The sequence below is a fragment of the Afipia dichlorophenoxyacetatis genome, from assembly GCF_055386385.1.
The window spans coordinates 4,876,171-4,902,098 of record NZ_AP029250.1 but is presented as its reverse complement, the minus strand read 5'-3'; the positions used below and the strand labels follow the sequence as shown (position 1 = coordinate 4,902,098).

23 protein-coding genes and 1 pseudogene are annotated in these 25,928 nt (G+C 55.3%); 18 read left to right on the top strand and 6 right to left on the bottom strand.

All coding sequences use genetic code 11. The features are described from left to right. Window positions 1-652 precede the first annotated feature (652 nt). From ACZ5C3_RS22985 to ACZ5C3_RS22955, 7 genes are all read left to right on the top strand, one after another. Window positions 653-1,750 carry a transporter gene (locus tag ACZ5C3_RS22985; RefSeq protein ID WP_464033314.1) on the top strand — a complete coding sequence of 366 codons (1,098 nt, stop codon included), beginning with the start codon at window positions 653-655 and terminating at the stop codon, window positions 1,748-1,750. A gap of 1,200 nt (window positions 1,751-2,950) precedes the next feature. Next, complete coding sequence (locus ACZ5C3_RS22980) at window positions 2,951-4,192, top strand: aromatic ring-hydroxylating oxygenase subunit alpha (protein ID WP_464033313.1); 1,242 nt, start codon at window positions 2,951-2,953, stop codon at window positions 4,190-4,192. Beyond that, window positions 4,189-4,722 carry an aromatic-ring-hydroxylating dioxygenase subunit beta gene (locus ACZ5C3_RS22975; RefSeq protein WP_464033312.1) on the top strand — a complete coding sequence of 178 codons (534 nt, stop codon included), beginning with the start codon at window positions 4,189-4,191 and terminating at the stop codon, window positions 4,720-4,722. Before ACZ5C3_RS22980 ends, ACZ5C3_RS22975 begins: the two co-directional genes overlap by 4 nt. Before the next feature lie 130 nt (window positions 4,723-4,852). Further along, complete coding sequence (locus tag ACZ5C3_RS22970; RefSeq protein WP_464033311.1) at window positions 4,853-6,250, top strand: aromatic acid/H+ symport family MFS transporter; 1,398 nt, start codon at window positions 4,853-4,855, stop codon at window positions 6,248-6,250. Window positions 6,251-6,507: 257 nt separating this feature from the next. Continuing rightward, entirely contained in the window at window positions 6,508-6,825 is a 318-nt protein-coding gene (locus ACZ5C3_RS22965; RefSeq protein ID WP_464033309.1) for a 2Fe-2S iron-sulfur cluster-binding protein, read from the top strand. A 210-nt stretch (window positions 6,826-7,035) separates the two neighbouring features. Continuing rightward, window positions 7,036-8,367 carry a Rieske 2Fe-2S domain-containing protein gene (locus tag ACZ5C3_RS22960; protein ID WP_464033307.1) on the top strand — a complete coding sequence of 444 codons (1,332 nt, stop codon included), beginning with the start codon at window positions 7,036-7,038 and terminating at the stop codon, window positions 8,365-8,367. Between the two features lie 99 nt (window positions 8,368-8,466). After that, entirely contained in the window at window positions 8,467-9,741 is a 1,275-nt protein-coding gene (locus ACZ5C3_RS22955) for an NAD(P)/FAD-dependent oxidoreductase (RefSeq protein WP_464033305.1), read from the top strand. A 310-nt stretch (window positions 9,742-10,051) separates the two neighbouring features. Here ACZ5C3_RS22955 and ACZ5C3_RS22950 read toward each other — a convergent pair whose 3' ends face one another. After that, window positions 10,052-10,279: a hypothetical protein gene (locus ACZ5C3_RS22950; protein ID WP_464033303.1), complete on the bottom strand. Its 228-nt coding sequence runs from the start codon at window positions 10,277-10,279 to the stop codon at window positions 10,052-10,054. Between the two features lie 542 nt (window positions 10,280-10,821). Between ACZ5C3_RS22950 and ACZ5C3_RS22945 the strand changes: the two genes are divergently transcribed. Continuing rightward, window positions 10,822-12,363, top strand: coding sequence for an amidase (locus ACZ5C3_RS22945; RefSeq protein ID WP_464033301.1), 1,542 nt, complete (start codon window positions 10,822-10,824; stop codon window positions 12,361-12,363). Between the two features lie 93 nt (window positions 12,364-12,456). On the opposite strand, the gene ACZ5C3_RS22940 is transcribed toward ACZ5C3_RS22945, so the two are convergent. After that, window positions 12,457-13,692, bottom strand: a complete 1,236-nt coding sequence (locus ACZ5C3_RS22940) for a cytochrome P450 (RefSeq protein ID WP_464033299.1) — start codon at window positions 13,690-13,692, stop codon at window positions 12,457-12,459. Window positions 13,693-13,982: 290 nt separating this feature from the next. On the opposite strand from ACZ5C3_RS22940, the gene ACZ5C3_RS22935 reads away from it, so the two are divergent. The 4 genes from ACZ5C3_RS22935 (at window position 13,983) to ACZ5C3_RS22920 (ending at window position 16,388) form a co-directional block, all read left to right on the top strand. Continuing rightward, window positions 13,983-14,417, top strand: a complete 435-nt coding sequence (locus ACZ5C3_RS22935) for a MarR family winged helix-turn-helix transcriptional regulator (protein ID WP_464033297.1) — start codon at window positions 13,983-13,985, stop codon at window positions 14,415-14,417. A 179-nt stretch (window positions 14,418-14,596) separates the two neighbouring features. Further along, window positions 14,597-14,872, top strand: a complete 276-nt coding sequence (locus ACZ5C3_RS22930) for a tautomerase family protein (RefSeq protein WP_464038478.1) — start codon at window positions 14,597-14,599, stop codon at window positions 14,870-14,872. Further along, window positions 14,841-14,987 (top strand): tautomerase family protein, encoded by a 147-nt coding sequence (locus ACZ5C3_RS22925; protein WP_464038407.1) that lies wholly within the window; start codon window positions 14,841-14,843, stop codon window positions 14,985-14,987. Before ACZ5C3_RS22930 ends, ACZ5C3_RS22925 begins: the two co-directional genes overlap by 32 nt. 117 nt (window positions 14,988-15,104) lie before the next feature. Further along, on the top strand, window positions 15,105-16,388 hold the full coding sequence (locus ACZ5C3_RS22920; RefSeq protein ID WP_464033296.1) for a YbfB/YjiJ family MFS transporter: 1,284 nt from the start codon (window positions 15,105-15,107) through the stop codon (window positions 16,386-16,388). A gap of 216 nt (window positions 16,389-16,604) precedes the next feature. Here ACZ5C3_RS22920 and ACZ5C3_RS22915 read toward each other — a convergent pair. From ACZ5C3_RS22915 to ACZ5C3_RS22905, 3 genes and pseudogenes are all read right to left on the bottom strand, one after another. Beyond that, window positions 16,605-16,694 (bottom strand): annotated as a pseudogene (locus ACZ5C3_RS22915) (NIPSNAP family protein); the annotation flags it as partial. A gap of 138 nt (window positions 16,695-16,832) precedes the next feature. Then, window positions 16,833-17,576, bottom strand: coding sequence for a GntR family transcriptional regulator (locus ACZ5C3_RS22910; RefSeq protein ID WP_464033295.1), 744 nt, complete (start codon window positions 17,574-17,576; stop codon window positions 16,833-16,835). Further along, window positions 17,569-18,234 carry a hypothetical protein gene (locus tag ACZ5C3_RS22905; protein ID WP_464033293.1) on the bottom strand — a complete coding sequence of 222 codons (666 nt, stop codon included), beginning with the start codon at window positions 18,232-18,234 and terminating at the stop codon, window positions 17,569-17,571. Before ACZ5C3_RS22905 ends, ACZ5C3_RS22910 begins: the two co-directional genes overlap by 8 nt. 111 nt (window positions 18,235-18,345) lie before the next feature. Here ACZ5C3_RS22905 and ACZ5C3_RS22900 point away from each other — a divergent pair, with 111 nt between their 5' ends. The 6 genes from ACZ5C3_RS22900 (at window position 18,346) to ACZ5C3_RS22875 (ending at window position 25,022) form a co-directional block, all read left to right on the top strand. After that, window positions 18,346-18,924 carry an amino acid synthesis family protein gene (locus ACZ5C3_RS22900; RefSeq protein ID WP_464044292.1) on the top strand — a complete coding sequence of 193 codons (579 nt, stop codon included), beginning with the start codon at window positions 18,346-18,348 and terminating at the stop codon, window positions 18,922-18,924. Between the two features lie 271 nt (window positions 18,925-19,195). Further along, window positions 19,196-20,704: a 4-hydroxyphenylacetate 3-hydroxylase family protein gene (locus ACZ5C3_RS22895; RefSeq protein WP_464033290.1), complete on the top strand. Its 1,509-nt coding sequence runs from the start codon at window positions 19,196-19,198 to the stop codon at window positions 20,702-20,704. Window positions 20,705-20,740: 36 nt separating this feature from the next. Beyond that, complete coding sequence (locus ACZ5C3_RS22890; RefSeq protein ID WP_464033288.1) at window positions 20,741-22,201, top strand: NAD-dependent succinate-semialdehyde dehydrogenase; 1,461 nt, start codon at window positions 20,741-20,743, stop codon at window positions 22,199-22,201. Further along, window positions 22,198-22,758, top strand: coding sequence for a flavin reductase family protein (locus tag ACZ5C3_RS22885; protein WP_464033286.1), 561 nt, complete (start codon window positions 22,198-22,200; stop codon window positions 22,756-22,758). Before ACZ5C3_RS22890 ends, ACZ5C3_RS22885 begins: the two co-directional genes overlap by 4 nt. Window positions 22,759-22,929: 171 nt before the next feature. Beyond that, the gene (locus tag ACZ5C3_RS22880) at window positions 22,930-24,360 is read left to right on the top strand and encodes a UbiD family decarboxylase (RefSeq protein ID WP_464033284.1); all 1,431 of its coding nucleotides are present in this window, start codon (window positions 22,930-22,932) and stop codon (window positions 24,358-24,360) included. Between the two features lie 92 nt (window positions 24,361-24,452). Continuing rightward, window positions 24,453-25,022 carry a UbiX family flavin prenyltransferase gene (locus ACZ5C3_RS22875; protein WP_464033282.1) on the top strand — a complete coding sequence of 190 codons (570 nt, stop codon included), beginning with the start codon at window positions 24,453-24,455 and terminating at the stop codon, window positions 25,020-25,022. Between the two features lie 113 nt (window positions 25,023-25,135). Here the strand turns inward: ACZ5C3_RS22875 and ACZ5C3_RS22870 are convergent, their stop codons facing one another. Continuing rightward, the gene (locus ACZ5C3_RS22870; protein ID WP_464033280.1) at window positions 25,136-25,747 is read right to left on the bottom strand and encodes a MarR family winged helix-turn-helix transcriptional regulator; all 612 of its coding nucleotides are present in this window, start codon (window positions 25,745-25,747) and stop codon (window positions 25,136-25,138) included. Between the last annotated feature and the right edge of the window lie 181 nt (window positions 25,748-25,928).

Genomic DNA, 25,928 nt, shown 5'->3' with positions numbered 1-25,928 from the left:
TTAACGCGGTCACCTCAGTGTCCTGATGTTGTTGCTTCGTGAGGTTTGAGTGCAAGCGTCGTCCTTGTGGATCGATGAGGCCTCACTATTCACGAACATGCGTTCGTCCATCCGCAATCTGCGGAAGTCGATACGAGTGGCGACAACTGGATAGCGCTTATCGCTTGGTGACTCTTCACCGCGCCGCGCACGCAAAAATCGTAGCAGTAGACGGCTCTGTTGAGCTTCTTCACGAGTTTTGCGTACCCAGGAATATCCCTGCTTGGCCATTTCCTGCGTGGATGATCGACCAGCGCTTGGTGTTGTTCTCAGTGTCTGTATGAATCAGAACGCGGACTTGGCCCGTGTAGAGATCGACGATAACAACTCAAAAGGTCTCGGAGCTTTTAGTAAACCCGACTCGACCGGATCGACTACGTGACCGTTGCGCCCTTTTTGATGACCGATTCCGTACGAAGCGTACGCAAGTGTTACGGGAAAAACACGATGTGTATCGGGCTATGCAATACGTCCGCTGCGTACAGAGTTTCCCCTTCGATTTCTCCCATGTTTCGCAGATGTTTTGAGCGACAAAAATAAAAAGAAAGTGATTTTTTCAGCTGCGTTTATACGCACGGGGGAAACTATGAGACCAAACTGTAGATCTTTATTTTTGGCAGCAAGCCTTGGGGCACTCGCTCTTTCGCCGGCAAACGCGACCGAGCCCGGGAGCTTCGGCAATGCGTTGTTCGGAGGTACGGTAGGCGCACCGGTCGCTGCACCGCCGCCTCCCGGCCTCTTCTATGCCAACACCACTTATTATGTCCCGAACTTCAGCGGCAATGGTAACACCGGGTGTGGCGCCGGTTGCTCTGCGCACTATGGTGGTCTCGCCAACTCTGGCACCATAACGTGGTCGACCGGGATGACGTTCCTCGGCGCTCAATGGTTTCCGACCATTCAGACAATCGGATATGAGGCGCATTCGACAACTACAGCGTTTGTGCCTGGAGGAGGGCCGGGCTCATCCCCTCTCTACGGAGAGACAGTGTTCTACAACGTCGGCAATATCTACTTCAATCCGGTGAACTTTTCTTGGAAGCTAAGTAACGCGCCCTTCTTCTTTAACGCAGGTATAGGCTTCGTTGCGCCTAGCGGCACGACCTATGCAGGCGCTCTGATGCCTGACTACTGGACTATCCGCCCTCACGCTGCGCTTACGTATCTTGGTGATGGTTGGGACCTGACAGCGAACGCTTACTACGACATCAATACAGCTTCAGGCGGAAACGTTGGCCTCTACCAAATCATCGCGCGGAACCCGACCACTCCGGCTGCTACAGCCGCGTTCCTCGGCGGACCGAACAGTCCGGGCAATGGGTATACAAGCGGCAGCACATTGTTTCTCGACTTCACTGCGACGCACAGATTCGACAAGTGGGAAGTTGGTCCCGTCGGTTATGTCAAATATCAGGTAACCAACGACACCCCTGGAGGGATCAATCCAGGCACCGGATCGGCTTGGACTTGTGCCCAGCTCACCGCTGCTCGTTTGCCAACGTGCGGACGAGACCACTCTGCCGGTGCCGGCTTGTTGGTTGGCTACAATTTTGGTCCTGTCGACGTGAAGGCAGTTTATTTGAACACCTTCTACTCAAAGGATACAATTGGTGCCCCGACGGGCTCATCCTTCATCCTCAAAACCTCGTTCAGGTTGTGGGATGGCGCAGCACAGCCAGCACCAACTAAAGGACTTATAACGAAGAACTGAAATGGCAATGTCCTTAGTCGGTAATCGACCCAGGGCATGCCTCTCATGGGGCGGGGCGCGACCTGACTGACAGATGCAATGCATGCTTCTGCCGAGGGGTTTCCCGTAGCTGCTGTGGCGCGAGACACAAAATCAGCCACGAGAAACTTAGGGCGCTCTTCCCTAACTAACCGAGATCTCGCGAGATCTCGGTTTTTTTCTGGGCTCGGCCGTTTTGCTTCGATCATGTCTGGGAACACAAATACGTCTACAGCGATGTTCGCCGTGAGAGGCGTTTCGTTCAGTCAAAGCAGCTCAACGCTCTCAATGAAGAACTTCTCCTGTTATCGGAAGGAAATGCCCGCGTTCCTGGAAAAGCGCTCGTTGAATTTCCCAGGCCGCTGATGTTTTCTTGGTCACCCACGCCATGCTGCTCTAGCGAAGGTGGTTGAGGAACTTGCATTCCACCACTTGCGAGTCGAAAGGAAATTACTCGTCGAAGGAACTTCGATCGCCTTCAAATCTTGCAATGCTTAAGAAAATGGAGCAATGCGCGGGCGGGGAAGCATGCGCGAGATACGGGTGACCTTAGCGCTAGATCCATCTGTGGATTGTGGTCGACTGATTCCGTCTGCGGACAATCGGCTCTGAGTTCGTGGATGGATCATGTCGTATCCCAACTCAACGAACTTTATATCGAAGGCCGCGCGTTCAGCGCGCACCGCGGACGCATCCGCCGTATTGAGTTGGGAACTGCTGCAGCTGAGCTATTTGTCTGAGTCATCGCAACGCGTTTTGCGAAGCCCGGCTATGATCGACAAGAGCTCGAATGACCTTCTTTTGCTGATCAGCACATCTGCTGGCTCGTAGCAAAGCACAGATCGCAAGCAAACGGCTTTTTCATCACGCGCAGTTAGATGCGTGTGGCCCCTCTGCATTCACAGAACAGTTTTAATGCGCTGCGAGGCGCTCATCGCTCTGTGTCCAGCGCTAGGATCAAATGTCGGTGATCTCTTCGTGTTTGCGGAATGATAACCGGTCAAAAAACAAAAGACACCCGATGCGCGCCGGTTTGTGTGACTTCGTGTTGAAGGGTGGTTTCGAAGGGAGATCATGATGGACTTTGCACGCCTGAACGCGCTTTTCGACGATCGTCCGGAAGATGGCATCTTCGTTGTCGATAGCGCCATCTTCACCGATGAAGCGGTATTTGAAGCGGAGATGGCCGCGATCTTCGAGGGAACGTGGATATATGTCGGGCTGGAATCGCAGTTGCCCGAGCCGCACAGCTTTTTCACCACCTATATCGGACGCCAACCGGTGATCGTCATGAAGGATGGCGACGGCCAGATCGGTTGTTTCCTCAACACCTGCAGGCATCGTGGTACATTGCTTTGTCCCTACAGGCATGGACGCCAGAAAGTTCATGTCTGCCGGTATCACGGCTGGTCGTACAACACGGCCGGCGAGAATATTTTCGTTACCGCGGAGGCGACAGGCCAATATGCGCCAAGCTTCACCGAGGCCGATCATGGCCTTGTGAAAGTGCCACGTTTCGAAAGCTATCGCGGCCTTCTCTTCGCGAGTCTGAATGCGGACGTTCCCTCGCTGAGTGAGCATCTCGGTGATGCCAAGGTCTTTATTGATCTCGTTATTGACCAGAGTCCGGTTGGCAAGATCGAATATGTGCCAGGTGAAACCACCTACACATTCAATGGAAACTGGAAGCTTCAATTTGAGAACGGGCTAGATTTCTACCATTTCGGTTCAACGCATAGTTCGTACGTTGACATCTTGGCCGAACGCGCGAAACGCGGCACCATTGGAGTGCTTCCGAGCGAGGATGAGCCTGAAGCCCAAGGCAGTTTTAATTTCCACTACGGGCATGCGGTCAATTGGTCGATCTTGTCGCAAAGTATTTTCAGCCGACCTTTGTGTCTTGAGCAAGATGCGCTCGATGCGGTTCGTAAACGTGTCGGAGCCACGCGTGCCAAATGGATGCTCCGTCAGCGCAATCTGACTATCTATCCGAATCTTCAGATTATCGACATCAACTCGGCGCAAATCCGCACATGGCGCCCGCTTTCGGCCCATAAAACCGAAATGACCTCTCATTGTCTCGGTATTGTCGGTGAAAGCGCTGCTGCACGGCGCTTTCGAATTCGCGGGTATGAGGACTTTTTCAATCCTCCAGGATTGGCAAGTTCGGATGACAACGCGATGTACGAGCTCTGCCAAGCGGGATACGCGGCCGAAGCGGGACCAAGGCAGGGCTATGGCCGCGGAATGGCGGGCAAGCCTGGTGCGGCCCAGAAGCAAGCGGACGAGCTGAACATTTCGCCGGTTGAAAGCGCGCTTGGTGTTGGTAAGGCATTCGGGGCCAAGGCTTTTGGCGGCGAGACCAATTTCTTTCCTGGTTATCGGGAGTGGAAGCGTTTGCTGCAGAAGGAGAGCGCCCGATGAATATCACATTGCGTACACCGGGCGGAGCAGCTGATGCACTTGCTCGCGTGACTGCTTTTGACCTTTTACTCAAAGAAGCGGAAGCACTTGATTTTCGCAACTGGGATGCCTGGCTCGCACTCTACAGCGTCGACGCCAAATTTTGGATGCCGGCGTGGTTGGATGAGAATGAGCAGAGCTCCGATCCTAACACGCAAGTTTCTCTCATCTACCATGAGTCGCGCTTAGAGCTTGAGGAGCGCGTCGACCGGGTCAATTCGCTTAAATCGATAACGACGATGCCACTGCCTCGAACCATCCATGTCATTGGGGGGATGCGGTTACTCGAGCATTCGGAGGATCGTATGCAAGTGAGCTCGACCGCGAGCGTGCATGTCTATGATCCAAGGACTGCTGATCATCATATTGCTGCAGTCAGGTACAGCCACACACTCAACCGAACAGGGGATGGTGCATGGCTCATAACATGCAAGAAAATTGCTCTCATCAATGACCGGATGCCAAGCGTGGTCGATTTTTACACGGTTTAATGCGGGCAATTTCGAAAGCTGGCGCGCGACATTGATGCTGAAGCGCATTCGAAACTACGAGACCACCGGCGAACGCTGATTGCCGGAAAAAAATAATAACAAAGATACAAATCAAAGGGGGAATAACAACATGACTACTGTGAACATTTCCGATGTAATCGAGAAGCAAAAGTTAAACCGAAAGGTTGTCTCGCTTTTGATCTTATCCTTCTTGATAATGCTATGCGATGGTTACGATCTTCAAGCGATCTCGTTCGCTTCGCCAAGTATCGTTGCGGATTGGGGAATCGAAAGAGCTGCATTCGGCTTTGTCTTTACCGCCGGCGCACTTGGCATCATGGTCGGAGGTTTTGTTTTCGGATCATTGGCTGATCGAATTGGCCGTCGACCATCGTTCATTATTGGAACGATTTTGTTCAGCTCGATGACGTTGAGTACCGTGGTTGCATCGGACCTGACGCACCTTGCTGTTTTCAGGTTTATTGCAGGTTTGGGCATAGGCGGAGTTACGCCTATCTGCTTTGCGCTCAATGTCGAATATGTCCCCCGGCGCTTCCGAGCGACCGTCGTAGCAGTCGTTATGGTCGGCTACGTCATCGGGACCAGCATTGGAGGCATCTTGGCGGCATGGCTAGTGCCGCATTACGGCTGGCATGTGCTTTTCTACATTGGAGGGCTGGTACCGCTTGCACTGTTGCCTGTGCTTGTTTTTGCCCTACCGGAGTCGATTAAATATCTCCTGCTCTCTGGCAAGCATCCGGAGGCCGTCCCGCTTTTGGTCAATGCCCTTGATCCGACGGTGGGCGCCACATCTGACACGCGGTTCGTGCTAGATGGCACTGAAGATCAGGCAAAGCTGGAAAGTTGGAAGGAAACGATCCTTAGCCTGTTCAAAGGTCCACTTGCGAAGATCACGCCCATCCTGTGGATAGCTTTCATCGCGAGCTCAATGACCGTGTTCTTCCTGGCTTTCTGGATACCTCTTATTACCGTGGGTACTGGTCGGTCAGCTTCCCTCGCGGCAATTGGTCTTACCCTTTACTCACTCGGTGGCGTGTTCGGCGGTCTTCTTGCCAGTCGAATCGTCGATATGCGCGGCTTGGCCGCAGTGACGCCAATTCCGCTGATCGCCACGGCAGTTGTTATCGCAACAGGAGCATTCGAGTTCTCGGATGCGGGTTTCCTAACGATGCTCTGCCTGATTGGCTTCTTTATTTTTGGCGGACACTTTGCACTCATGAGCGTCATGGGCATGTTCTATCCGAGTAGCAATCGGGCCAGTGGTGCGGGCTGGGCACTCTCGATCGGAAAAGTGGGTGCCATTTTTGGTCCCGCCCTGGCGGGTATCGTTATTGCCAATAACCCGCCATTGATCCACTTACTGATAGCCGCCGCCGCGCCGCTTCCGATCGTTGCGTTGGGCGTCTTCGTGCTCGGGCGCCTTAACAAGGCGGGTGCTGAAAGCGAGAGCCAGGGCGCCCAGACGCAAGTTGAAGAACCCATATTGGTCCGCGGCAACGCTTCTTGAGCATATCGAGAACAGCAGCAGCCTGGCCTCGATAATGTTTGTTGAACAAGAAACGTCCGGCATATGTGCCGGACGTGGGTAAAGGCAAGACGGGCGCTGGTTGCGAGATATCGCGACAAATTGTCTTGTGCGCATCGGTGATCTTATGTCACCGGCGGTCTGCCAGGTGCGAGTTGCCGTAGCCAACACCGCATTTTAGTCCACGCGAGCTCGCCCAGGCGATCTCGCGAATACGTCGCTATTCGAAAGGAAGTTATATGGCGGTGATTAACGTCGAGCGGAGTAACGGAGAGAAACAAGTCGTTACAGCAACCGCCGGTCAATCTGTGATGGAAGCGCTACGCAACGCTGGTATCGACGAAATTCTTGCGATTTGCGGGGGCTGCTGCTCGTGCGCGACGTGTCATGTGTATGTCGACGATAGCTTCTTGGAAAAATTGCCGCCGATGGGGCCGAACGAGGACGATCTTCTCGATTCCTCAAGTCATCGGACTCCTCAGTCGCGCCTGTCCTGCCAGATACGCCTAACTGAGAATATCTCCGGTCTCGTGCTGAAGGTCGCGCCAGAAGAGTAACTGGCGATCATACCGGAAAGGTATCGATATAGATTTTCATAAGTATTTTGGGTCAGGCGAGGGCCGGTCTAACGTTGCCGTCCGTGTGGCAAGCCGCATGGGAGGAATTGCATGGCTCGGCAACAGCATGCCGAGTGCGGAAGCATTTCTGTCGCAGATTGGACATCCACGCAGTCCAAGATGATTTGTGCCTAAGGAAGAGGTGAGACGATGGCGAAGTCCGACGACATGAATACGATCCTGACCCGCGTTGGGCCTGGCACGCCGATGGGTAACCTTTTTCGGCGTTTCTGGTTGCCGGCCTTGGTCGGAAACGAAGTCGTAGCCGATGGTCAGCCTGTGCGGCTGCGCATATTGGGCGAGGACCTCGTGGCCTTTCGCGATACCTCAGGAAAAGTCGGCGTCGTTGAAGCTTACTGTCCCCATCGCGGTGCACCGCTCTTCTTTGGACGAAACGAAGAGTGTGGACTGCGCTGCGTCTATCACGGATGGAAGTATGATGTTTCAGGCAATTGTCTCGATATCCCGAACATCATCCCGCCCGACAATTTCGAAGCGGTGAAAGCGCGGCTGCGAATCATCGGCTACCCGACATGGGAGGCCGGCGGCGTCGTTTGGGTCTATATGGGACCGAAGGAAAAGAAGCCCGAAGCGCTCCCGCCGATGGAGTGGGTCTCGTTGCCTGAAAAGCAGGTCCACGTTTCTCGCTGGCTTCAGCGGAGCAACTGGGCACAGGGTTTCGAAGGCGAAATCGACTCGGCGCATCTCACCTTTATTCACGGCGTTACCAACTATGAAGGCACTGTTCAGGAAGTGTTTATGCACGACGGGGCACCTGAGATTTTCGTGCGTGAGACCGATGGTGGCTTCGTCTATGGGGCAAGACGCAAATATCGCGACGAATACTATTGGCGTGTGACCGCTTGGGTACTGCCAATGTGGAGCGTGACCGGAGCGTTCCATCCAGACAAGAGCATCCATGGTCGCGGTTGGCTGCCAATCGATGACGAGCACACCTGTACTTTTGCCTATAAGTTTTTGAGGGACGAGGCCTACACGGCTGAGCAGATCGAAAAGACGAATTCCGGTTGGTCATTTCCGCCGCGAATGACGAAGGGGACGTACGCACTAACCGACGGGACGGTGATCGATACTTTCCTTCCGACCGCCAATCGGGAAAATGACTATTTGATTGACCGCGAACTTCAAAAAACGACCAAGTACAGCGGCATCTACGGCATCAATGACGAGGATCGCGGCATTCAAGAAGGTATGCGGCGCGCGCCTGGTCGAGAAGGCACGATTGATCGTCGGTTTGAGAACCTTGTTCGATCCGATGCCGCAATCCTCGCGGCGCGGCAGAAGATCGTTCGGCTCGCCCAGAACCTGGAAAAAGGCATTGAGCCGGTTGATCAGGGATTTGGTAAAGGCAAGCCATCCAGTGCGCTTGGCATGGTGACGCCGATTGCAGATTTTGAGGAATTGCTCACGGTCTATCCGGAGCTCATACCTCACAATAACGCGGCTGCCGCCCTCAACTGAGGTGCGTTCTGCCGAGGGTCAGGTGACGCTACCGATCGATGGTCTTCGGCCATCGATCAGTTTAGTCGTCGAAAATTAGAAGTAACCACACGAAAGGAGATGGCGATCAGCATCGAGCTGAGCCATCAAAGAGGCGGTATGGACAGGGTGGACGTCTTAGTCGTTGGCGCCGGCCACGGTGGTGCACAAGCCGCTATCGCGCTCCGACAGCGAAAATTTGACGGATCGATACTGGTGGTGGGTGGGGAACCGGAGCTCCCCTATGAGCGCCCGCCGCTCTCTAAAGAGTATTTCTCTCAAGAGAAGCCCTTTGAGCAGATGCTCATTCGCCCCGCGCAGTTCTGGGAAGAGCGCCATGTCACGATGGCGCTCAATACCCGCGTGGCGTCTGTCAACGTTACGGCCAGAACAGTCGACCTCGATGATGGTCGCACGATCGGTTATGGCTCGCTTGTATGGGCGACGGGTGGCCGCGCCCGCGGGCTCTCCTGCAGCGGCCACACGCTGAAGGGCGTCCATTCGGTCAGGACGCGATCGGATGTCGATCGGATTGTCAGCGAGCTTCCCGAGACTGAGAACGTCGTCGTTATCGGTGGTGGTTATATCGGGCTCGAGACAGCAGCGGCCTTTGTTAAGTTTGGCAAAAAGGTCACAGTGGTCGAGATGCTTGACCGAGTGCTGGCGCGTGTCGCAGGCGTCTCGCTCTCGCGCTTCTTCGAAGCCGAACATCGTGCGCATGGCGTCGATATCCGTCTCAACACGTCGGTCGAATGCCTAGAAGGCAAAGATCGCGTAACTGGCGTGCGCCTCGGCGACAACACAGTCATCCCAGCCGACATCGTGATTGTTGGAATTGGCATCATCCCCGCCGTTGAACCACTCCTTAAAGCCGGCGCGACAGGTACCAATGGCGTCTTGGTTGATGAGTATTGCCGAACTTCTCTGCCCCAGGTTTTCGCGATCGGGGATTGCGCGATGCATGCCAATATCTTCGCGGGTGGAGCGCAGCTTCGGCTTGAATCGGTGCAAAACGCAACCGAGATGGCGAACGTCGTGGCGAGTGTTATCGTTGGCCAACCCCAACCCTATAATGCCGTGCCTTGGTTCTGGTCAAATCAGTATGACTTGCGCCTTCAGACCATCGGCCTTTCAGTTGGTCACGACCAAGCAGTTCTGCGCGGTTCCTTGGTGACGCGTAGTTTCTCGGTAATTTATCTAAAGCAGAACAAAGTTATCGCGCTGGATTGCGTGAACACGACGAAGGATTACGTCCAGGGCCGCGCGCTAGTCGTCGGTGGCCACGCGATCCCGGCAGACAGACTCGAAGATGTAACGGTACCGCTCAAGAAACTGATCGAAGAAATCGCTGCATAGGCAGCCGCCGAACAATCGGCGACTTGCTTGAGGATGGTCGATGCGAAATAGGAGTTTGTCTTTTTAACGCTACACGGATTTCGGGACTCACGACATAAACTTCAGTGGTGAGCTCAACGAGGTCAGCTTCAGCGACGTCACGAGCACATTGAGCGTGAGCTATAAGTTCTGACGCGATCCTCTGGGGTGGATAGCAGGGGCAGATCGCGTGAACGAGCTACTTGAAGAAAAGGTGTTTTGGGGTGAAGCGTTTTATTCGGAGATGTTCGATTTTCGAGGGCGGATCAACTTCTGCCGCTTTGACAAATGTCTATTCGTAAAGTGCGTTCTGCTCATCGACCATGCAACCGAGCAGCTTGCGTTCACCGGGTGTACATTCAAGGATTGCAACATCGAGCGTATCGAAGGGGATGAGGCGCGCGCGATAAGGGCGCGAGATAATTTTTTCGATGAACCGATAGAGGTGAGGCGTTTGAAGTTTGAGAAGCGGTTGGCCGAGGTGCTGGGCGCTCGGGTGGGTAGACGTACTTCGAGGCATTTTCGATCGTGAGCAAATAACCTGGCGCCGATTCCTTCAAACTTCGCCTGCTTTACTTTGGCGCCAATGTTCATGGCGCGGGTCGCGCATTTGGCGTTTAGTCACTCATGGCCACCAGGAACCGCCCTCGCTATCAAGGCGGCTGATGCATTTGCGCGAAAAGGTGATTTCCATCCGCGTGTTCCCGCCAGCTCAGTCGCGCGTCCGCTTCTGACCGATTGTGTTGAAAAAGTCCGCGCCGTAATCCGCCGAAGGCAGACATTTCCAGGATCGATATGCTGCGATGTTTATCGCTTCAGTTCGATGCAAAAAATCTTATGCCGAATAAAATCGCGCGGGGACCGAATTTTGTCACACCTGTACAACTAGACTAACGTCAGGATTGATCATTCCTCCGGCTAATTTCAGGATGATCAAAGCGATTGATCAGTCAACGCGGACTGTCTTTCGCAGATCATCTAACTGCAGCGCAGCAACTCCGAGCCAGATCACTGGCCGGTGAAAATTCAACAATAATGCGCGGATGCATCGGGGAGAAAAATATGGCTGATCAAGAACGGACTGATTACGAAACCGCAGACTCATCCGAAACTGAATCGAAACGCAACGGACTGACCCGGCGCTCTTTTACAACCGGACTTGCATTGGTACCGCTTGGCGCATCTTTTGCGCGAGCCGCAACCAATCCGACCGACCCGTCGCTCTTTAATGGTACGCAGCTGATCAGTGCGTATCGCGATCGCTCACTTTCACCCACGGATGTTGTGACCGCGATCTTCAAGCGCATTTCGGACGTCGGACCGTCCGTGAACGCGTTTGTCGTGACAGATCAAGCGAGCGCGATGCGGCAAGCGGAAGCGTCCGCCGCCCGCTGGAAGAGCGGCAACCCGCTCAGTCCGCTCGATGGTCTACCTGTAACGGTCAAGGACAACATTCCGGTTGCTGGCTACCCCGCGCGAAAGGGTAGCCGCACCGCGGCCGATACACCTGTCGCCGACAGCGCACCGGCCGCTGCGCGTCTGATCAAGGGAGGCGCGATTGTTCTCGGCAAAACGTGCATGCCAGAGTTCGGATGGAAGGGCGTGGGCGACAGTCCCCTGACAGGCATCACGCACAATCCGTGGAATACGAAAGTGACGACCGGCGGCTCGACGGCCGGAGGCGCGGCTGCCGCGGCGCTCAATCTCGGCATTATTCATGTCGGCACCGATGGCGCAGGCTCCATTCGAATCCCGAGTTCGTTCTGCGGCGTGTTCGGGATCAAGCCAAGCTACGGACGAATTCCGACCGTCCCTGCCGGAGCGACCTTGCACATCGGACCTGTGACGCGGAGCGTTCGCGATGCAGCCGCGCTGGTTCAGACGCTGGCGGGACACGATCCGCAGGACTTGACCTCACTGAATGTTCCTGTCGGAGATTTGCTGGGTTCGCTCGACAGCGGCATCAAGGGAATGCGCGTCGCATGGAGTCCACGCCTTGGTTATATCGAGAATCTCGACCCTGAGGTCGAGGCGATCACGACGCAAGCGGCGCAATCGTTCGCGGCCATGGGCGCCACTGTTGAGCAGGTCGATCCTGGTTTTCCCAACCCGATGCCGATCCTCGAACCCATCTGGCTGACAATATGCTGGTCGATCATCCGCGGAATTCCGGAAGCGCGATGGAACGAGGTTGATCCCGGCCTTGTTGCGCTCGGGATAAAGGGACGCAACGTATCAGGCGCCGACTACGCGACGGCGATTGGCGCTCGCGCTGGCTTGCATGCCAAGATGGCACGCTTCAACGAACGCTACGATCTTCTGCTCACTCCGACTCTCGCCACTGCCGCCTTCGACGTCGGCCACGACACGCCACCCGATGGCAAGTTCGGCAGTGATTGGCTGAACTGGGCGCCCTACACCTACCCGTTCAATCTCAGCTATCATCCGGCTGCCAGCGTGCCGTGTGGTTTCACGCGCGACGGTCGACCTGTTGGTCTGCAGATCGTCGGACCATACCTGCGCGAGGACATGGTCTTGCGGGCGGCCCGCGCCTTCGAGCAAGCGCATCCTTGGCCTTTTGTTGATAAGCCAAAGCAGGCCTAGGCAAAGCGGCACGACAATTTCGGCTGCGTCACTGTTCATGGCACCGCACGGCGACGCGGTCGATTGTGTGCCGACCGGAGCTTCGTTTGAGGCTCAGGGTTGCCAGGATAACCGCATGCTATCGACGCGGCGGATGCCGCCGTGCCCCTGAATCACCGGCGCTTGATCCAATTGGAGGTGCGGGATGCGGGCCGTGAGTGCCGCCAGGCTCTCCTCGAGTTCGACACGCGCCAGCGCTTCGCCGATGCAACGATGGGCACCGGCACCAAAGGCGGGGAGCAGCCGCGGGTGGTCGGTTCGACGGATGTTGAACACGTCGGGTCGTTCATAGGCCTCTTCGTCACGTAAGCCCGATATGGATGAAAAAGAGAGCAATTGCCCGGCCGGAACAACAACGCCGCCGACCTCGATCTCTTCAGTCGTAACCCTGGCGAACGATGCCACGCTCGGCTCGAAGCGTATCGCTTCCGCAACCGCGCCCGGAATGAGCGAAGAATCGCGACACACCGCGTCCCATTGCTCCCTGTGCTGGAGCAGAAGCGCCAGTTGCATCACGATGGCGACACGCGTTGTGTCGGTACCGCCGATGATCACCTGCACGACCTGGAATATCATCTCGAGAGGTGACAACTCGCCGGCTGCGTCCGCCTTCGCCAGGAAATCCGAGAGGAAATCTTCACGAGGGGAGCGACGCCTGTCTTCGAGCGTCTTTTCCACGTAATCGCGCAACTGCTCGCACGCCGCCTCTGCTTCACGAATAGCGTCCGGCGTTATGCTGCCGCTCAGGAACCGGGTCACCCCGTAGACAAGTTTTGTAAAGGATGGGATGTCGGCTCGCGGCAGGCCTAGAAGATCGCCAGTGACGCGGGCCGGAAGTTGAGCTGCGAACTGACCGGCAAATTCGACCTGACCATCGGCGTACCAGCTCTCGATCAATTCCTCCGATGACTGTCGTATCTGCGGCCGCAGATCGGCCATCGTTCGGACCGCAAAGCTTCTGGAGAACGGCGAGCGCCGGCGACGGTGAACAGCGCCGTTCGCGGTGAGCATTCCCTGCTCGAAGAAATCAAAGAGCGGTCCCTCTGTGACACCGTACATTGCCGGGTACATCGTTTCCATTGCCGCGGTACGCGGATCATTGCCAAGCCGCTCAATGTCGGCTTGATGGAGCACGATGTAACCTCCCATTTCATGTCCGACAATGGGATAGGAGGCACGATATCTGCGATACATGCCGTGCGGATCCGCATCAAGGTCTGCCACTTTAAGGACCGGCAGGTCTTCAATAACGAGAGCCGCGCGATCACTTGCGTCGATAACGTCTGCCATGGGGGTTCCCTCCGTCCTTCGCTGCGACCTCCCTCTCTAGGCATCCCGTCTTACGTCTTGATTGCCGGACAGCCGGATTTCATTGCAATGGTAATGAGCTTAGCCGCAACAGCGCCCAATTCTTATGACCGCGGAGATGACACGACGGGTCAAACTGAGACGACTCGGTAGGAGCACGGGATCACTCACCCCTGACGACAAGTCAATCATAGCGACGCCTTGCGGCGCCGTGATTGAATCAAGCAGTACGCGTGGTTGCACTTATTGTGATATAGGTATATACCCGTAATATGAATAACGATCTCGAGCCATGTGTGTGTACGAGCCTGCGCCAAGCGGCACAGGCGGCGACGGAGATTTACGATCGCATACTTGAGCCGTCGGGTTTGAAGATTACGATGTTTCGTGTCCTGCGACGTCTGTCCAACGCAGGGGAGCCTACTATTAGCGAACTTGCGCGCATCGTTGAGCTTGATCGGAGTTCGCTTGGAAGAAACCTCAAGGTGTTGGAGCGCGAGAACTTCGTACGCCTCGTCGATGGTGAAGCAGATGAACGCAGTAAAGTTGTGCGTCTCACAGCGAAGGGAAAAACCGCACTCGCCAAAGCGCTGCCTCTCTGGGCGCAAGCGCAGTCGAGGCTGACCGCTGTATTGGGCGGCGCTGACAAGCAGGCGGTGTTCAACGTGTTAGCTAAGATAAATAGCGGCTTGTCTACCGCGCGGTGACCCACGGCTGCGTGGGTGGTGCACTTCATTTTGAATATACGGGTATATACCTCAATAGAAGGGTGCAGCTATGGTGGAGATCATAGGAAGCCGCTTCTCGAGCGAAGCCAACGACAGTGCTAGACGCGACGATGACCGCGCCGAACACTAACTTTTGTAACCTCATAAGGAGCCGAGCGATGCCTTTAGTCAGAGTTAATCTCAGCAAGAAGTACACTGCCGAGCAGTGCAGCATCATTAGCGATGTCATCTATTCCGCGATGGTCGACACTGCAAATGTTCCGCAGCATGACAAATTCCAGATCTTCACGCAGCATGGGGACGGCGAGCTTATCTATCCGCAGGAAGGATATTTGGGCGTCAATTACACGTCGAATATCATTTTTATTCAGGTTTTTTTGGGTTGCTGGACGTACGACCGAGGTGAAGAAGGCCTTCTATCGCGCAATCGCTGAAGGTTGCCACGCGCGGGCCGGAGTCCGAAAGGAAGACGTGATGATCGGCCTTAGTGATACTGCTCGCGAGGATTGGTCGTTCGGCAACGGTGAAATGCAATACGCGCCGAAATGACTTGAATGTCAGCGGCGTGCAGCGTGTGCGATCTTGCGTAGCCCGGAGACGACATTCGCAAGAGGGCTGACAATCACCAATCCCCGCACACAGTCGGAAGGCACCGGAGATATTTCGATGAGCGACGACGGCAATTCATTCCATAGCAACGGCTCCGCCGCGCTCAACGAACCGCGCTCTGAGAAACCAACGCTTCAACCCGGCACTGCCACTTTGGCACCTGAGCATCACGTATCGCACACTCTAACGCCGCTGTGGGTCGTGTTCGGTTTGGCAATGGGCCCGGCCATTGCGCTCGGGCTCGGGCGGTTCGCCTATGCGCTGCTCCTTCCGCCGATGCGGGCCGATCTGGGCTGGAGCTTTGCTGACGCTGGATCGATGAATACAGCCAATGCGGCTGGTTATCTAACGGGTGCGCTGATTGCGGCGCCGATTGGGCGCCGCTTCGGTGATAAGGTCGCGTTCAAGTTCGGCCTGCTGCTGACCGCGGTTGCAATTGGGGCTTCCGGTCTGACTGGGAATTTTGCAGCGTTGCTGGCTTTGCGACTGATGGCCGGGTTGACGGGGGCAATCGCTTTCGTCGCGGGTGCGGGTATTACATCTGCGGCGGCGGCTGGCGGATCGCGGTCACGCGCGCCGACCTTGCTGGGAGTGTACTTCGCAGGAGCGGGGATCGGCATCACGGCGTCGGCGCTTGCGGTCCCGCCACTGCTCGCGATGGGCTGGCGTGTTGGCTGGCTTGTTCTCGGCGCCCTGGGAGTGGCGGCGACAATTTACGGCTGGCTTGTGTTGAGCCGGGCGCCTGAAACGTCTTACAAAGTCAACATAGCGCGAGGCGGCTGGTCGGCTCGATTCATGGCGTGGAAGTTGGTGGCTTACGCGCTCTTTGGTGCGGGCTATATCGCCTATGCGACGTTCATCATCGCTCACCTTCGTATCAGCGAGGGATTTGACAGCGCTTCGATCACAGCGTTTTGGACGATCCTTGGTCTCTCTTCAATCGCCGCGGCGTTCGCCTGGGGCCCGATACTCGGCCGCTTGCGTGGCGGTTGGGGGGCCAGCGCAACCATTGGCACCGTCATGATTGGAGCGGCGCTACCACTCCTGTGGCATGGTCCTACAGCGGCCTATCTCTCTTCAATTCTTTTTGGCGGATCGATGCTTGCGGTCATTGCCGCGGTCACATCATTTGCGCGCAGGGCTGCCAAGCCGCACGCATGGACGTCAGCGATTGCGGCGCTGACGATTGCTTTCGGCATTGGTCAGTGCATCGGCCCTGTACTCAGTGGTGCCCTCTCGGATGGACCCAACGGCATTCGTGCCGGCCTGTGGGTTTCTGTTGGCATTCTCTTTGTTGGTACCGTCATTGCCGCCTTTCAGCCCGAGCCCAGATTGGATTGATATCTCTGCCCTGCGATCTCGATCTTCTATCGTCGGCCATATCGAATTTGTGCGGTGGCCGGCATGGCCGCGGAGTAGCCGTGCTGCCTGATGATTCCCCTCCGGCATTGTAATCACCGAGACCACGTCGAGGACGTTGTCCGGTCCACCCTTCGGAGGCCAGACGCCGGTGGCAAAGGCGTTGCTTCGCAGCGACGCTCGCTGCGCCAGGCTTTCGAACCTCCAGATGTGGGTGATCCGGGGTGGCCCATCGAGCGCATACATGTTGATCACCAAATGCGCCGTGCACTCCTGCGCCGGGGCGATCGCGGCTTCCCACCCGGCAAGAGTCGGCGGCGCCTGTCCGGCTTCAGCTTGTCGGTGCGGAATTCGTAGAGATCGCCGTGGGCAACAGGCCGCGCCGGCGGCAGGAGGGGACAGTGCTGGTAGCTGTCGATCTCCGAGCTAAGAAAAGGAGCTCTCTATCTTCCTCGCTCGCCGATTGGTTCGGCTGGTCTCGTTCATCTCCGAAACCTCGAAGAACGACTGCTTGGCTGCCATAGCTGCGTTACGCACGTGCTCAAGAGAGGCCTGCTGCGCTTTCGCGACATTATGATCTTCGAATGCATCGAGCATAGCGGTCATCTCGGCGAGTGATCGCTTAGATCTTCCTGGTTGCGACATCGAACGCGCACGTAAAAAGCTAATTCGTGCATTGAGGCCGCCAAGAATTTCACCAATGATCGGATTGCCGCAAAAGCGCAGCATGATGGAGTAAAATTCGCTGGTCGACCTCAATAGTTGATCCGCGTCCTTCTTTGGTATGGCGCGCTGAAATTCGCGCAAGCATTGCCTCATTGAGCTGATGTTGTCGGGTGTCGCATGCAATGCGAAGCTCTTGGCGGCTTCTGCCTCGAGTAGGGCGCGGACCTCGTAAATATTTTCGGCCTCGTCCCAGCCGATACTCGCAACAGCGGGGCCGCGATTGGGTGTTATGGTAACAAGCTTTTCAGCAGATAGCTGCGTCAAGGCTTCGCGCAACGATGGGCGGCTCACGCCCATCCGCTTTGCAAGCGTTGCCTCAACAAGACGTTCCCCCGGCTTCAGGTTGCCCGCTAGGATCGCCTTACGAAGGGTGTCCGCTGCCAACTGCCGGAGCAAAACTGGCGACTGTGTTAATCGCAGACCATCTTCGTCGTTGCTATTCATTCTGTCCCCGAAACCGATTTCCCAGCCGGTCAAATACTAAGTAATGCCCTTTAAACCAAGGCTCTGCGGCAAGCCGATCCCGCCAAGGGGTAGTACGTGCCCTCTTTCTGGCATCTGACTCGAGTGCAGAGCGGTCAGACAAATAATGGAGTGCTAAACGAGTGAAGCGATTTGGTTCGCCATCATAGATATCGAATCTCCTCACGCCTAGCCAACGCTCGTCTTCCATCAAGAGGGGAAGATGATCTTCTTCGTTCCAAGCGTCGAATTCTTCACTCCGGTCTTCCGGAACTTCGAAGAAAACCGGGTAGAGAACCGGCGCGTCGATAAAATTCGCGTCACTGAAGCGTACGGATATCTGATTCCCAAGGTAGCGTGTGAAGCCTGACACAGCCTTCAACATCTCGCTGGTTTCAGCAGAAGGCTGGCTCTTTATCTTTTGGTATTCCTCACTTTTTAGCACGTCAGGCCCCGTCATTTCGTAGACGGCAAGATAGTTATCCTGATCGCCCATCCGGTATCTTTGAGCGCTTAAAAAGCCGTTCGCCTTCATTCGCACCGGAATGTGATGCTCATCGTACCACCGGTTAAAGCGATCCTTGAGGGGAGCCGGAGGTGTCATTTCTGAGAATAGGATCGTTGGCGTTTTAGTCCTCATCGCGTTCTCCAAAGGAATAGCTTGACAGTCGGTCGGCGGTGGGGAAATTCTCCCCAAATCGCAGTTTTGTCAAACAATCTGTCAATAATACAATCTTGGAGTTACGAGGCTATGCAACTTAATGTTCGCCGGATCAGCACGATCGTTGAGGACAAATTCGAGGAGGCCGGCCGCGTTTCCGAGCAGTTTATCAGGCGCGCGGCCGTTGTGGCTGTCGTGCAAAATCCCTTTGTGGGGCGGTTTGTTGAGGATCTCGCGCCCCTGGTCGAGGTCAGCAGTTCCGTTGGGGCTATCATGGCCAAACGCATGGCAGAAGTCTTCGGAAACGAGGAAATTCAAGCGTACGGGAAAGGCGGCATTGTGGGATTGGCCGGTGAGCAAGAGCACGCAAACGCGCTTCTAACCACCACGTTTGCGACTCCGTTCCGTGAAAGAATTCCTGGGTCGCCCGCTTGGATATCCTCCTTTACGAAGGTTGCCGTGCCGGGCGCGCCTATCGACATTCCGATGAATGCGGTCACCGACGTTTATGTTCGCTCGCACTACAATGGCTTTAGCGTCGTTCTGCCAGACTCGCCGCTTCCGGATGAAATTGCTCTCATCTTCTGCGTGGCGAACCGCGGACGACTTAACGCCCGGGTCGGGGGCATGAGCTACGAAGAGTCGAAGGCCGCTGCACAGAAGTCTTGATGCCTTAGGTGTTCTCGCTGGGGCGCAATCCTCAGCGGAAGTCCCTGAGATCAGCCCGCCGTTAGACGGTGTTCCGTCGCGGCGGGCTTTTTTATCCGCGTGTTCAATCCTGTTCGCGGGTTGACCGTGCGGCTCTCTGTCCCGCTCGCGGGTTGTTCGCCTCAGCTGTTCGAAAATCTCGGCGTGCAGATTGACATCCGCCCAATTGCATACAATAAATAGCTACAGACTGTAGCTATTTATTGTCGTTCACGAAGGCGGGAGTCGCGAAATGTCAGCCGAAACGATTGAGAATTCATCCAGCGCCAGCAATACGAAGTCCCGATCAGTGGCTCTTCGCACCGGCTCGGAGTATTTGCGCTCGTTGGATGACGGCAGGGCCGTCTACGTAGATGGCGAAAAAGTGCAGGATGTCACGAAGCATCCTGCATTCGCTGAGGCCGCGCGATCTGCGGCGCGGTTGTATGACATCGCCGCCGATTCTTCGATGCGCGAGCGCATGACATTTACATCGCCCACATCTGGCGGTCCTGTCTTGAGGGCCTATCAAATTCCTCGTTCGCTGGATGACCTGCGCAAGAAGCGTCTCGCGTCTGAGACCTGGTCCGAGGCAACCTTTGGTATGATCGGCCGAACGCCAGATCATGTCGCGGGCTACTTCTGTGGTTATGCCGCCGTTCCCGAAGTATTCGCTGCCGGTGGTCAGCAATATGCCGACAACGTGGTTCGCTTCTACGAACACCTGAGAGAGAATCATCTGTGGGCGACCTATGCGATCGTCCCTCCTCAGATTGATCGTTCGAAGCCGGCGCATAAGCAGGCGGATCCCACACTGTATGCCGGCGTTGTAAAGGAAAAGGACGGTGGAATCGTCGTCGCGGGTGCACAGCAATTGGCTACGGCAGGAGTCTTTTCCGACTACCTTTATCTAAGCTGCATTCATCCCTTGCAGCCTGGTGATGAAAACTATGCGATCGGTATCGCGATTCCGATGAACGCCCCGGGGCTTAAATTGTACCCGCGCAGGCCATTCGCGCTTCAAGCAAGCAACTCGTTCGATCATCCGTTAAGTTCTCGCTTCGATGAGAGCGACTGCTTTGTCGTCTTGGATAATGTCTTCGTGCCTTGGGAGCATGTCTTCATTTATCGCAATCTGGAGATCTGCAGAGATCAATGGTGGAAGACGCCATCGCATTCCTACGGAAATCTCCAGGCGCAAGCACGGTACGCGACGAAGCTCCGTTTCATGATGGGGCTCGCGAAGCGCATGAACGAGACGACGGGAAATGATTCCGCGCCTCCTGTGCAGGTTCAGATGGGTGAACTAGCCGCGCTGGTTCAGATCGTTGAAACGATGCTAGAAGCTCAGGAAACCACGGCGACGATTGATAAGAATGGCGTCGTCTGGCCCTCCAAGACGTCCCTCTACGCGGTGATGGCGCTTCAGTCGGAAATCAATCCACGAATGATTGATATTATTCGCGAGCTTACGGGAGCTGCCATGATCAGTCTCCCGTCCTCGGCAAAGGATCTGGAAAGTTCGGTCACCGCGCCTGATGTCGATCGCTACATGGGGTCGGGTATTTCAAATGCCAAAGACCGAATTGCGCTTATGCGTTTGGCTTGGGATTTTATCGGATCGGAATTCGGAAATCGTCATCAGCAATATGAGAAGTTCTATGGCGGTGCGTCCTTCCTCGTGAAGCAGAATATGTACCGTTCGTATGACTTTGGGCGGGCAACGAGCCTTGTTGATAAAGCGCTTCATTTGTCGAAGTGAGCTCGATCGTAAACTCCGCAGAGCGAGGCGTATGAAATGACGACGGTGAGTCACTTAAAAGATGCCGGTTTGCTGGTCGACAAGTGTTTCGTCGGTGGTCATTGGATCGGCGTTTCTTCCAAGGAAGTGCTGAATCCGGCGACCGGTGAAGTGATTGCCCGCGTTCCTAGCCTTAGTGCTGAGGAGTGCGCGCAGGCAATCGAGCAGGCGGACCGCGCATTTCGCAGTTGGTCAAAAACATTGGCCAAGGAACGCTCAGCTATCCTGCGTAGATGGTTTGATCTAGTCATTGCCGCGAAGGATGATCTCGCGGCGATCCTCACCAGTGAGCAAGGCAAGCCACTTGAAGAGGCGAAGGGCGAAATCATCTACGCTGCTTCGTTTATTGAGTTCTATGCCGAGGAAGCCAAGCGGCTGTATGGTGAGACAATTCCCACTCATCGATTGGACGCGCAAATCGTTGTAAGCCGACAACCAGTGGGCGTGGTTGCTGCAATCACTCCGTGGAATTTTCCGGCGGCAATGATAACCAGGAAAGTTGCGCCAGCGCTCGCTGCGGGGTGCACGGTGGTCGTAAAGCCTGCACCAGAAACGCCCTTAACCGCCTTTGCTTTAGCAAAGTTGGCTGAACGCGCGGGGCTTCCGGCCGGGACGTTCAACGTCATCACGGGCGACGCTGCTGCGCTTGGCCAGGTCATGACCTCTCACGAAGCCGTGCGATTTGTCAGCTTCACTGGGTCGACTGCGGTCGGAAAGCTTTTGATGCAGCAAGCCTCATCCACCGTAAAAAAAGTGGGGCTGGAGTTGGGCGGGAATGCCGCCTTTATCGTATTCGACGATGCCGACATCGACGATGCGGTGGAAGGTGCCATAGCCGCGAAGTTTCGAAATATGGGACAGACCTGCGTTTGTGCGAACAGGTTTTATGTTCAGGACGGCGTCTACGACAAGTTTGTGAAAAAGCTCTCTGGCCGGGTTGCAGGCCTGCGCGTGGGTAACGGTTTGGCCGATGGCATCGAGCAGGGGCCGTTGATCAACGGCAAGGCAATCGAGAAGGTGAAGCGTCACATCAGCGATGCTGTCGCGCTCGGGGCGAAAGTCGTCGTGGGAGGGGCAGAGCATGCACTGGGCGGCTCCTACTTCGCTCCGACTGTACTTTCAGACATGACAAATGACATGCTGATCACCAAGGAAGAAACATTCGGTCCGGTGGCGCCCGTCTATCGTTTCAAGAGCGAAGGCGAGGTCGTGGAATTGGCGAACGCGACGCCATTCGGACTGGCGTCCTACTTGTACGCGCGCGACGTAGGAACCGTGCTCCGTGTTGCAAACGCACTCGAGTCGGGGATGGTCGGGGTCAATACCGGGGCTATCTCAACGGCCGAAGTCCCATTCGGAGGTGTCAAAGAAAGCGGGATCGGCCGGGAGGGATCTCGTCATGGGATGGAAGAGTATACCGAGCTCAAGTATGTCCTGCTTGCCGGATTGAATAAATGAGTACGGCTGAGTCAGTCGGTGAGTTTTCCGCGAGGGAGCTCCGGGACACGTTCGGGTTATTTCCGACGGGTGTCGCGATTATCACCGCGCAGGCGTCGAATGGTGAGCGTCTCGGACTGACCGTAAGTTCTTTCAATTCTGTTTCGATCGATCCTCCTCTCGTTCTGTTCAGCGTGGCCAAGAATGCAAAATCGATCGACGGGTGGGAGAACATCAAACAGTTCGCCGTCAATATCTTGGGCGAGAATCAGAGTGAGCTATCGACCCGATTTGCCAAGGCGCTTACCGATAAGTGGCAAGGCCTGGATCCTTTGCAGGCAAAAGTGATCGATGCTCCGGTTATTCGTGATGCGCTGGCTTCGCTCGAGTGCGAGCTGTGGACGAAATATGATGGCGGGGATCATATAATCCTTATTGGGAAAGTTCTGCACTTCTCTCGGGTTTCGCAGGATAATCCTCGGCCGCTGTTGTTTGCGACTGGTCGATATCGTCGTCTTGATAGCGGTACACCGATAGAGACGCCATTCGATGTGTCTCATCTGCTCCACGGCTGGTAGGATAAGTCGTTGGTGGAGTAGTGCGGATGTTCTCTAGGGTCTATCTGATATGCGTTTTCGTTTGAAAATAGGAAGAAAGCTTCGCGGCTTAGCTTCTTGACCATCAATGTTAATGATGTACATTTTAATCGTAGTTATTATTGAGACGAGAAGTCTGGCGCGGTGGGATACATGTACAAAGATCTTAGGGAATTCATCGGCCGAGTCGCGGAAATCGGAGCCCTCAGGACTATAGACGGGGCCGACGCAAAGTTCGAGCTTGGGGCGATCACCGAGGTCGCAGCAGGTTCTGCCGATTGCCCAGCTTTGCTGTTCGATCGAATTATTGGCTTTGACAGCGGATACAGAGTCTTTTCGAACGCAACCACGAGCCCGCAACGCGCCGCTCTTGCACTGGGTTTGGATCCTCACCTGCGCCCAATCGATATCCTGAAATCGTGGAAGCGGAAGCGTAGTTCGCTGGAACGGATCGCTCCGGTGGTGGTTGAAACCGCTCCCTTTTTTGAGAACCGCTTTCAAGGTGCGGATGTTGATCTATATCGCTTCCCGGTTCCAACTTGGCACAAGGACGATGGCGGCCCGTACATAGGGTCGGGAAGTCTTGTTGTTACGGGTGATCCCGAAAGTGATTGGGTGAACGCTTCGATCTATCGCGTCCAAGTTCATGCCAAGAATCTCGTCACAGTCCAGTTCGATCATCAGGGCAGGCATGGCGCGATCATCGCAAAGAAATATTGGGACGCCGGAAAGCCTTGTCCGATCGTCATCGTGAACGGACAGGATCCAGCCCTATTCATCGCTGGTTTCGAGTACCTTCCTGAAGGCTATTCGGAGTTTGATTTTGCGGGTGCGATCAAAGGTCAGCCAATAGATGTCATAAAGGGGCCGATCACAGGTCTGCCGATTCCGGCGCAAGCGGAGATCATCCTTGAAGGGATGTTGCTTCCACCTAGTGAAATGACGTTGCCTGAGGGGCCCTTCGGTGAATTTACCGGTTATTACGCGGCCGATACTCGGCCCGCCGCGGTCATGCGTGTGGATGCGGTATATCACCGAAACAACCCCATACTGTTCGGATCGCCTCCGCTGAAACCTCCTCGTTTCCATTTCGGCTTGCCATTTCGAGCCGCAAGCATTTGGAGCAATCTCGAAACTTGTGGCGTCACGGACGTCGTGGGCGCATGGCAGCACGTTTCGCAGCTGATGACGGTTATATCACTCAAGCAGCGGTATGCCGGGCATTCAAAACGCGCTGCGTTGATTGCAGCCGCCAATAGCTATATGGGCCGCATCATTGTCGTGGTCGATGAGGATGTCGATCCGTCAAATTTGGCCGATGTGATGTGGGCCGTAACAACGCGGTGCGAGCCCTCGGAGTCGGTTGATATCGTTCGCAACGCGTGGAGCTCCTCACTCGATCCACGGATCCCTCGCGCAAATCGTGAAAGCGGTGCCACGTCTCATTCGAAGATGATTATCGATGCTTGCAAGCCGTTTGGCTGGTTTAACGACTATCCGGCGGCTTCTGCGCTCCTCCCCGACGAGGCCGCGGCCATTGAAGTCAAGTGGAAGGAGGCATTGTCAAAGAAAGCGAGCGTCTAGGGGCGGGCAATGAATAACGGTATGAACAGGGTGGGACACTTTGGTCAGCCCATTGGATCCGCCAGGTCGATGTAGCTAGCTCAGTCAAGCAAATGGATAGAAAAAGAATCGTCGTTGGCATCAGCGGCGCCTCGGGTGTTGTTTATGGCGTACGGCTTTTGGAGGCATTGAGTCATCTCAACGTAGAAACGCATCTCGTCATGTCCAAATCGGCCAAGGTGACTTTGGTCCACGAGACGAATCTGAAGGTTTCCGAGGTATTTGCGAAAGCTGATTTTGTTTATCAGTCAGAGGATATCGGAGCAGCGATATCGAGTGGCTCCTTCCTCACCATGGGTATGATAGTGGCGCCTTGTTCGATTAGAACATTGGGCGAAATCGCATCTGGCGTAACATCGACATTGTTATCTCGTGCTGCTGACGTCGCGTTGAAAGATCGGCGTCAGTTGGTGTTGATGGTTCGGGAGACACCCCTTCACCTTGGACATTTGCGGTCAATGGTCCAGGCCACCGAGGCGGGTGCTATTATTATGCCTCCGGTCCCCGCTTTTTATGCGAAGCCAAACTCGATCGATGAAATGGTAGATCACTCGATTGGTCGAGTGCTGGACATGTTTGAGATTGAAAATAGCTTGGTTAAGCGCTGGGGGAATAGCAAGTAACCGAACGATGCCGCCATATCGGTGTCAGACTATATGGCTATCCGCGGCGCCGTTACGTCTTCGACCGCTTCCCGTTCTCTTATTAGGGCAATCTAGATCCTTCGATACAATATTTACGCAAGCTTTTGACGCCGAACGGTCCGGGAAAGTGGTGATTGATCCGCAGCTTCGCTCACGCGAATTTCCGCTAAAGCGTATTCCGAATTCTGAATGAGATTTGCAGCAAACGCATTCACGACCTCGATTTCACTCCCTTCAATGTTTTCGAAGAGAAGGTCGTTGATACTTCGTACAAATGGAGCAAGCTCATTGATCGCGCGCTCTCCTTCAGGGGAGAGGGTGATCAAGACGCTTCTCCCATCGCGTCCATTGGGGCGCTTCTTCAGCAGTCCTTTTCTGGTCAACCGCCCAACCTCTGTCGTGACGTGCGTTGCCGCCAAGCCGATGTATGCAGACAGGCTTGCGATCGGAATGCCTTCGTCGCCCTGTCTATAGGCGACGCCAAATAAGACAGTAAACTGGCTGCTGGTCAGGCCGAGCTTTCGACCGAACGCTTCGCGGCATGCGGTCAGCCGCCCCAGCGCCTGGACAAGCCGATAGATGACATCTCGTAACCAGTCGTCGGAGCCTTTTTTCAGCAAGTCCTTGCGAGAGGTTGTTAATGGCGAAACGAATCTGGTTCGGGGTGCCGAAGCGGGCGGTAGCCTCTTTGGTTTCTGTGCCATTGACTTATCATTGGGTGCGACGTGTTGATTGACCGTCCATAACCTCATTCACAATAGTTTTGAGAATCAAGGTGCGACGTGGCTGGAGATTCCCCGCAAAGTAACACGGTGACCGCGTGTTACATAGCGGTTCAGCGGCACTAAGCGAGCAATTCCCAGACTCACGTTGGCTCGGTTCGCA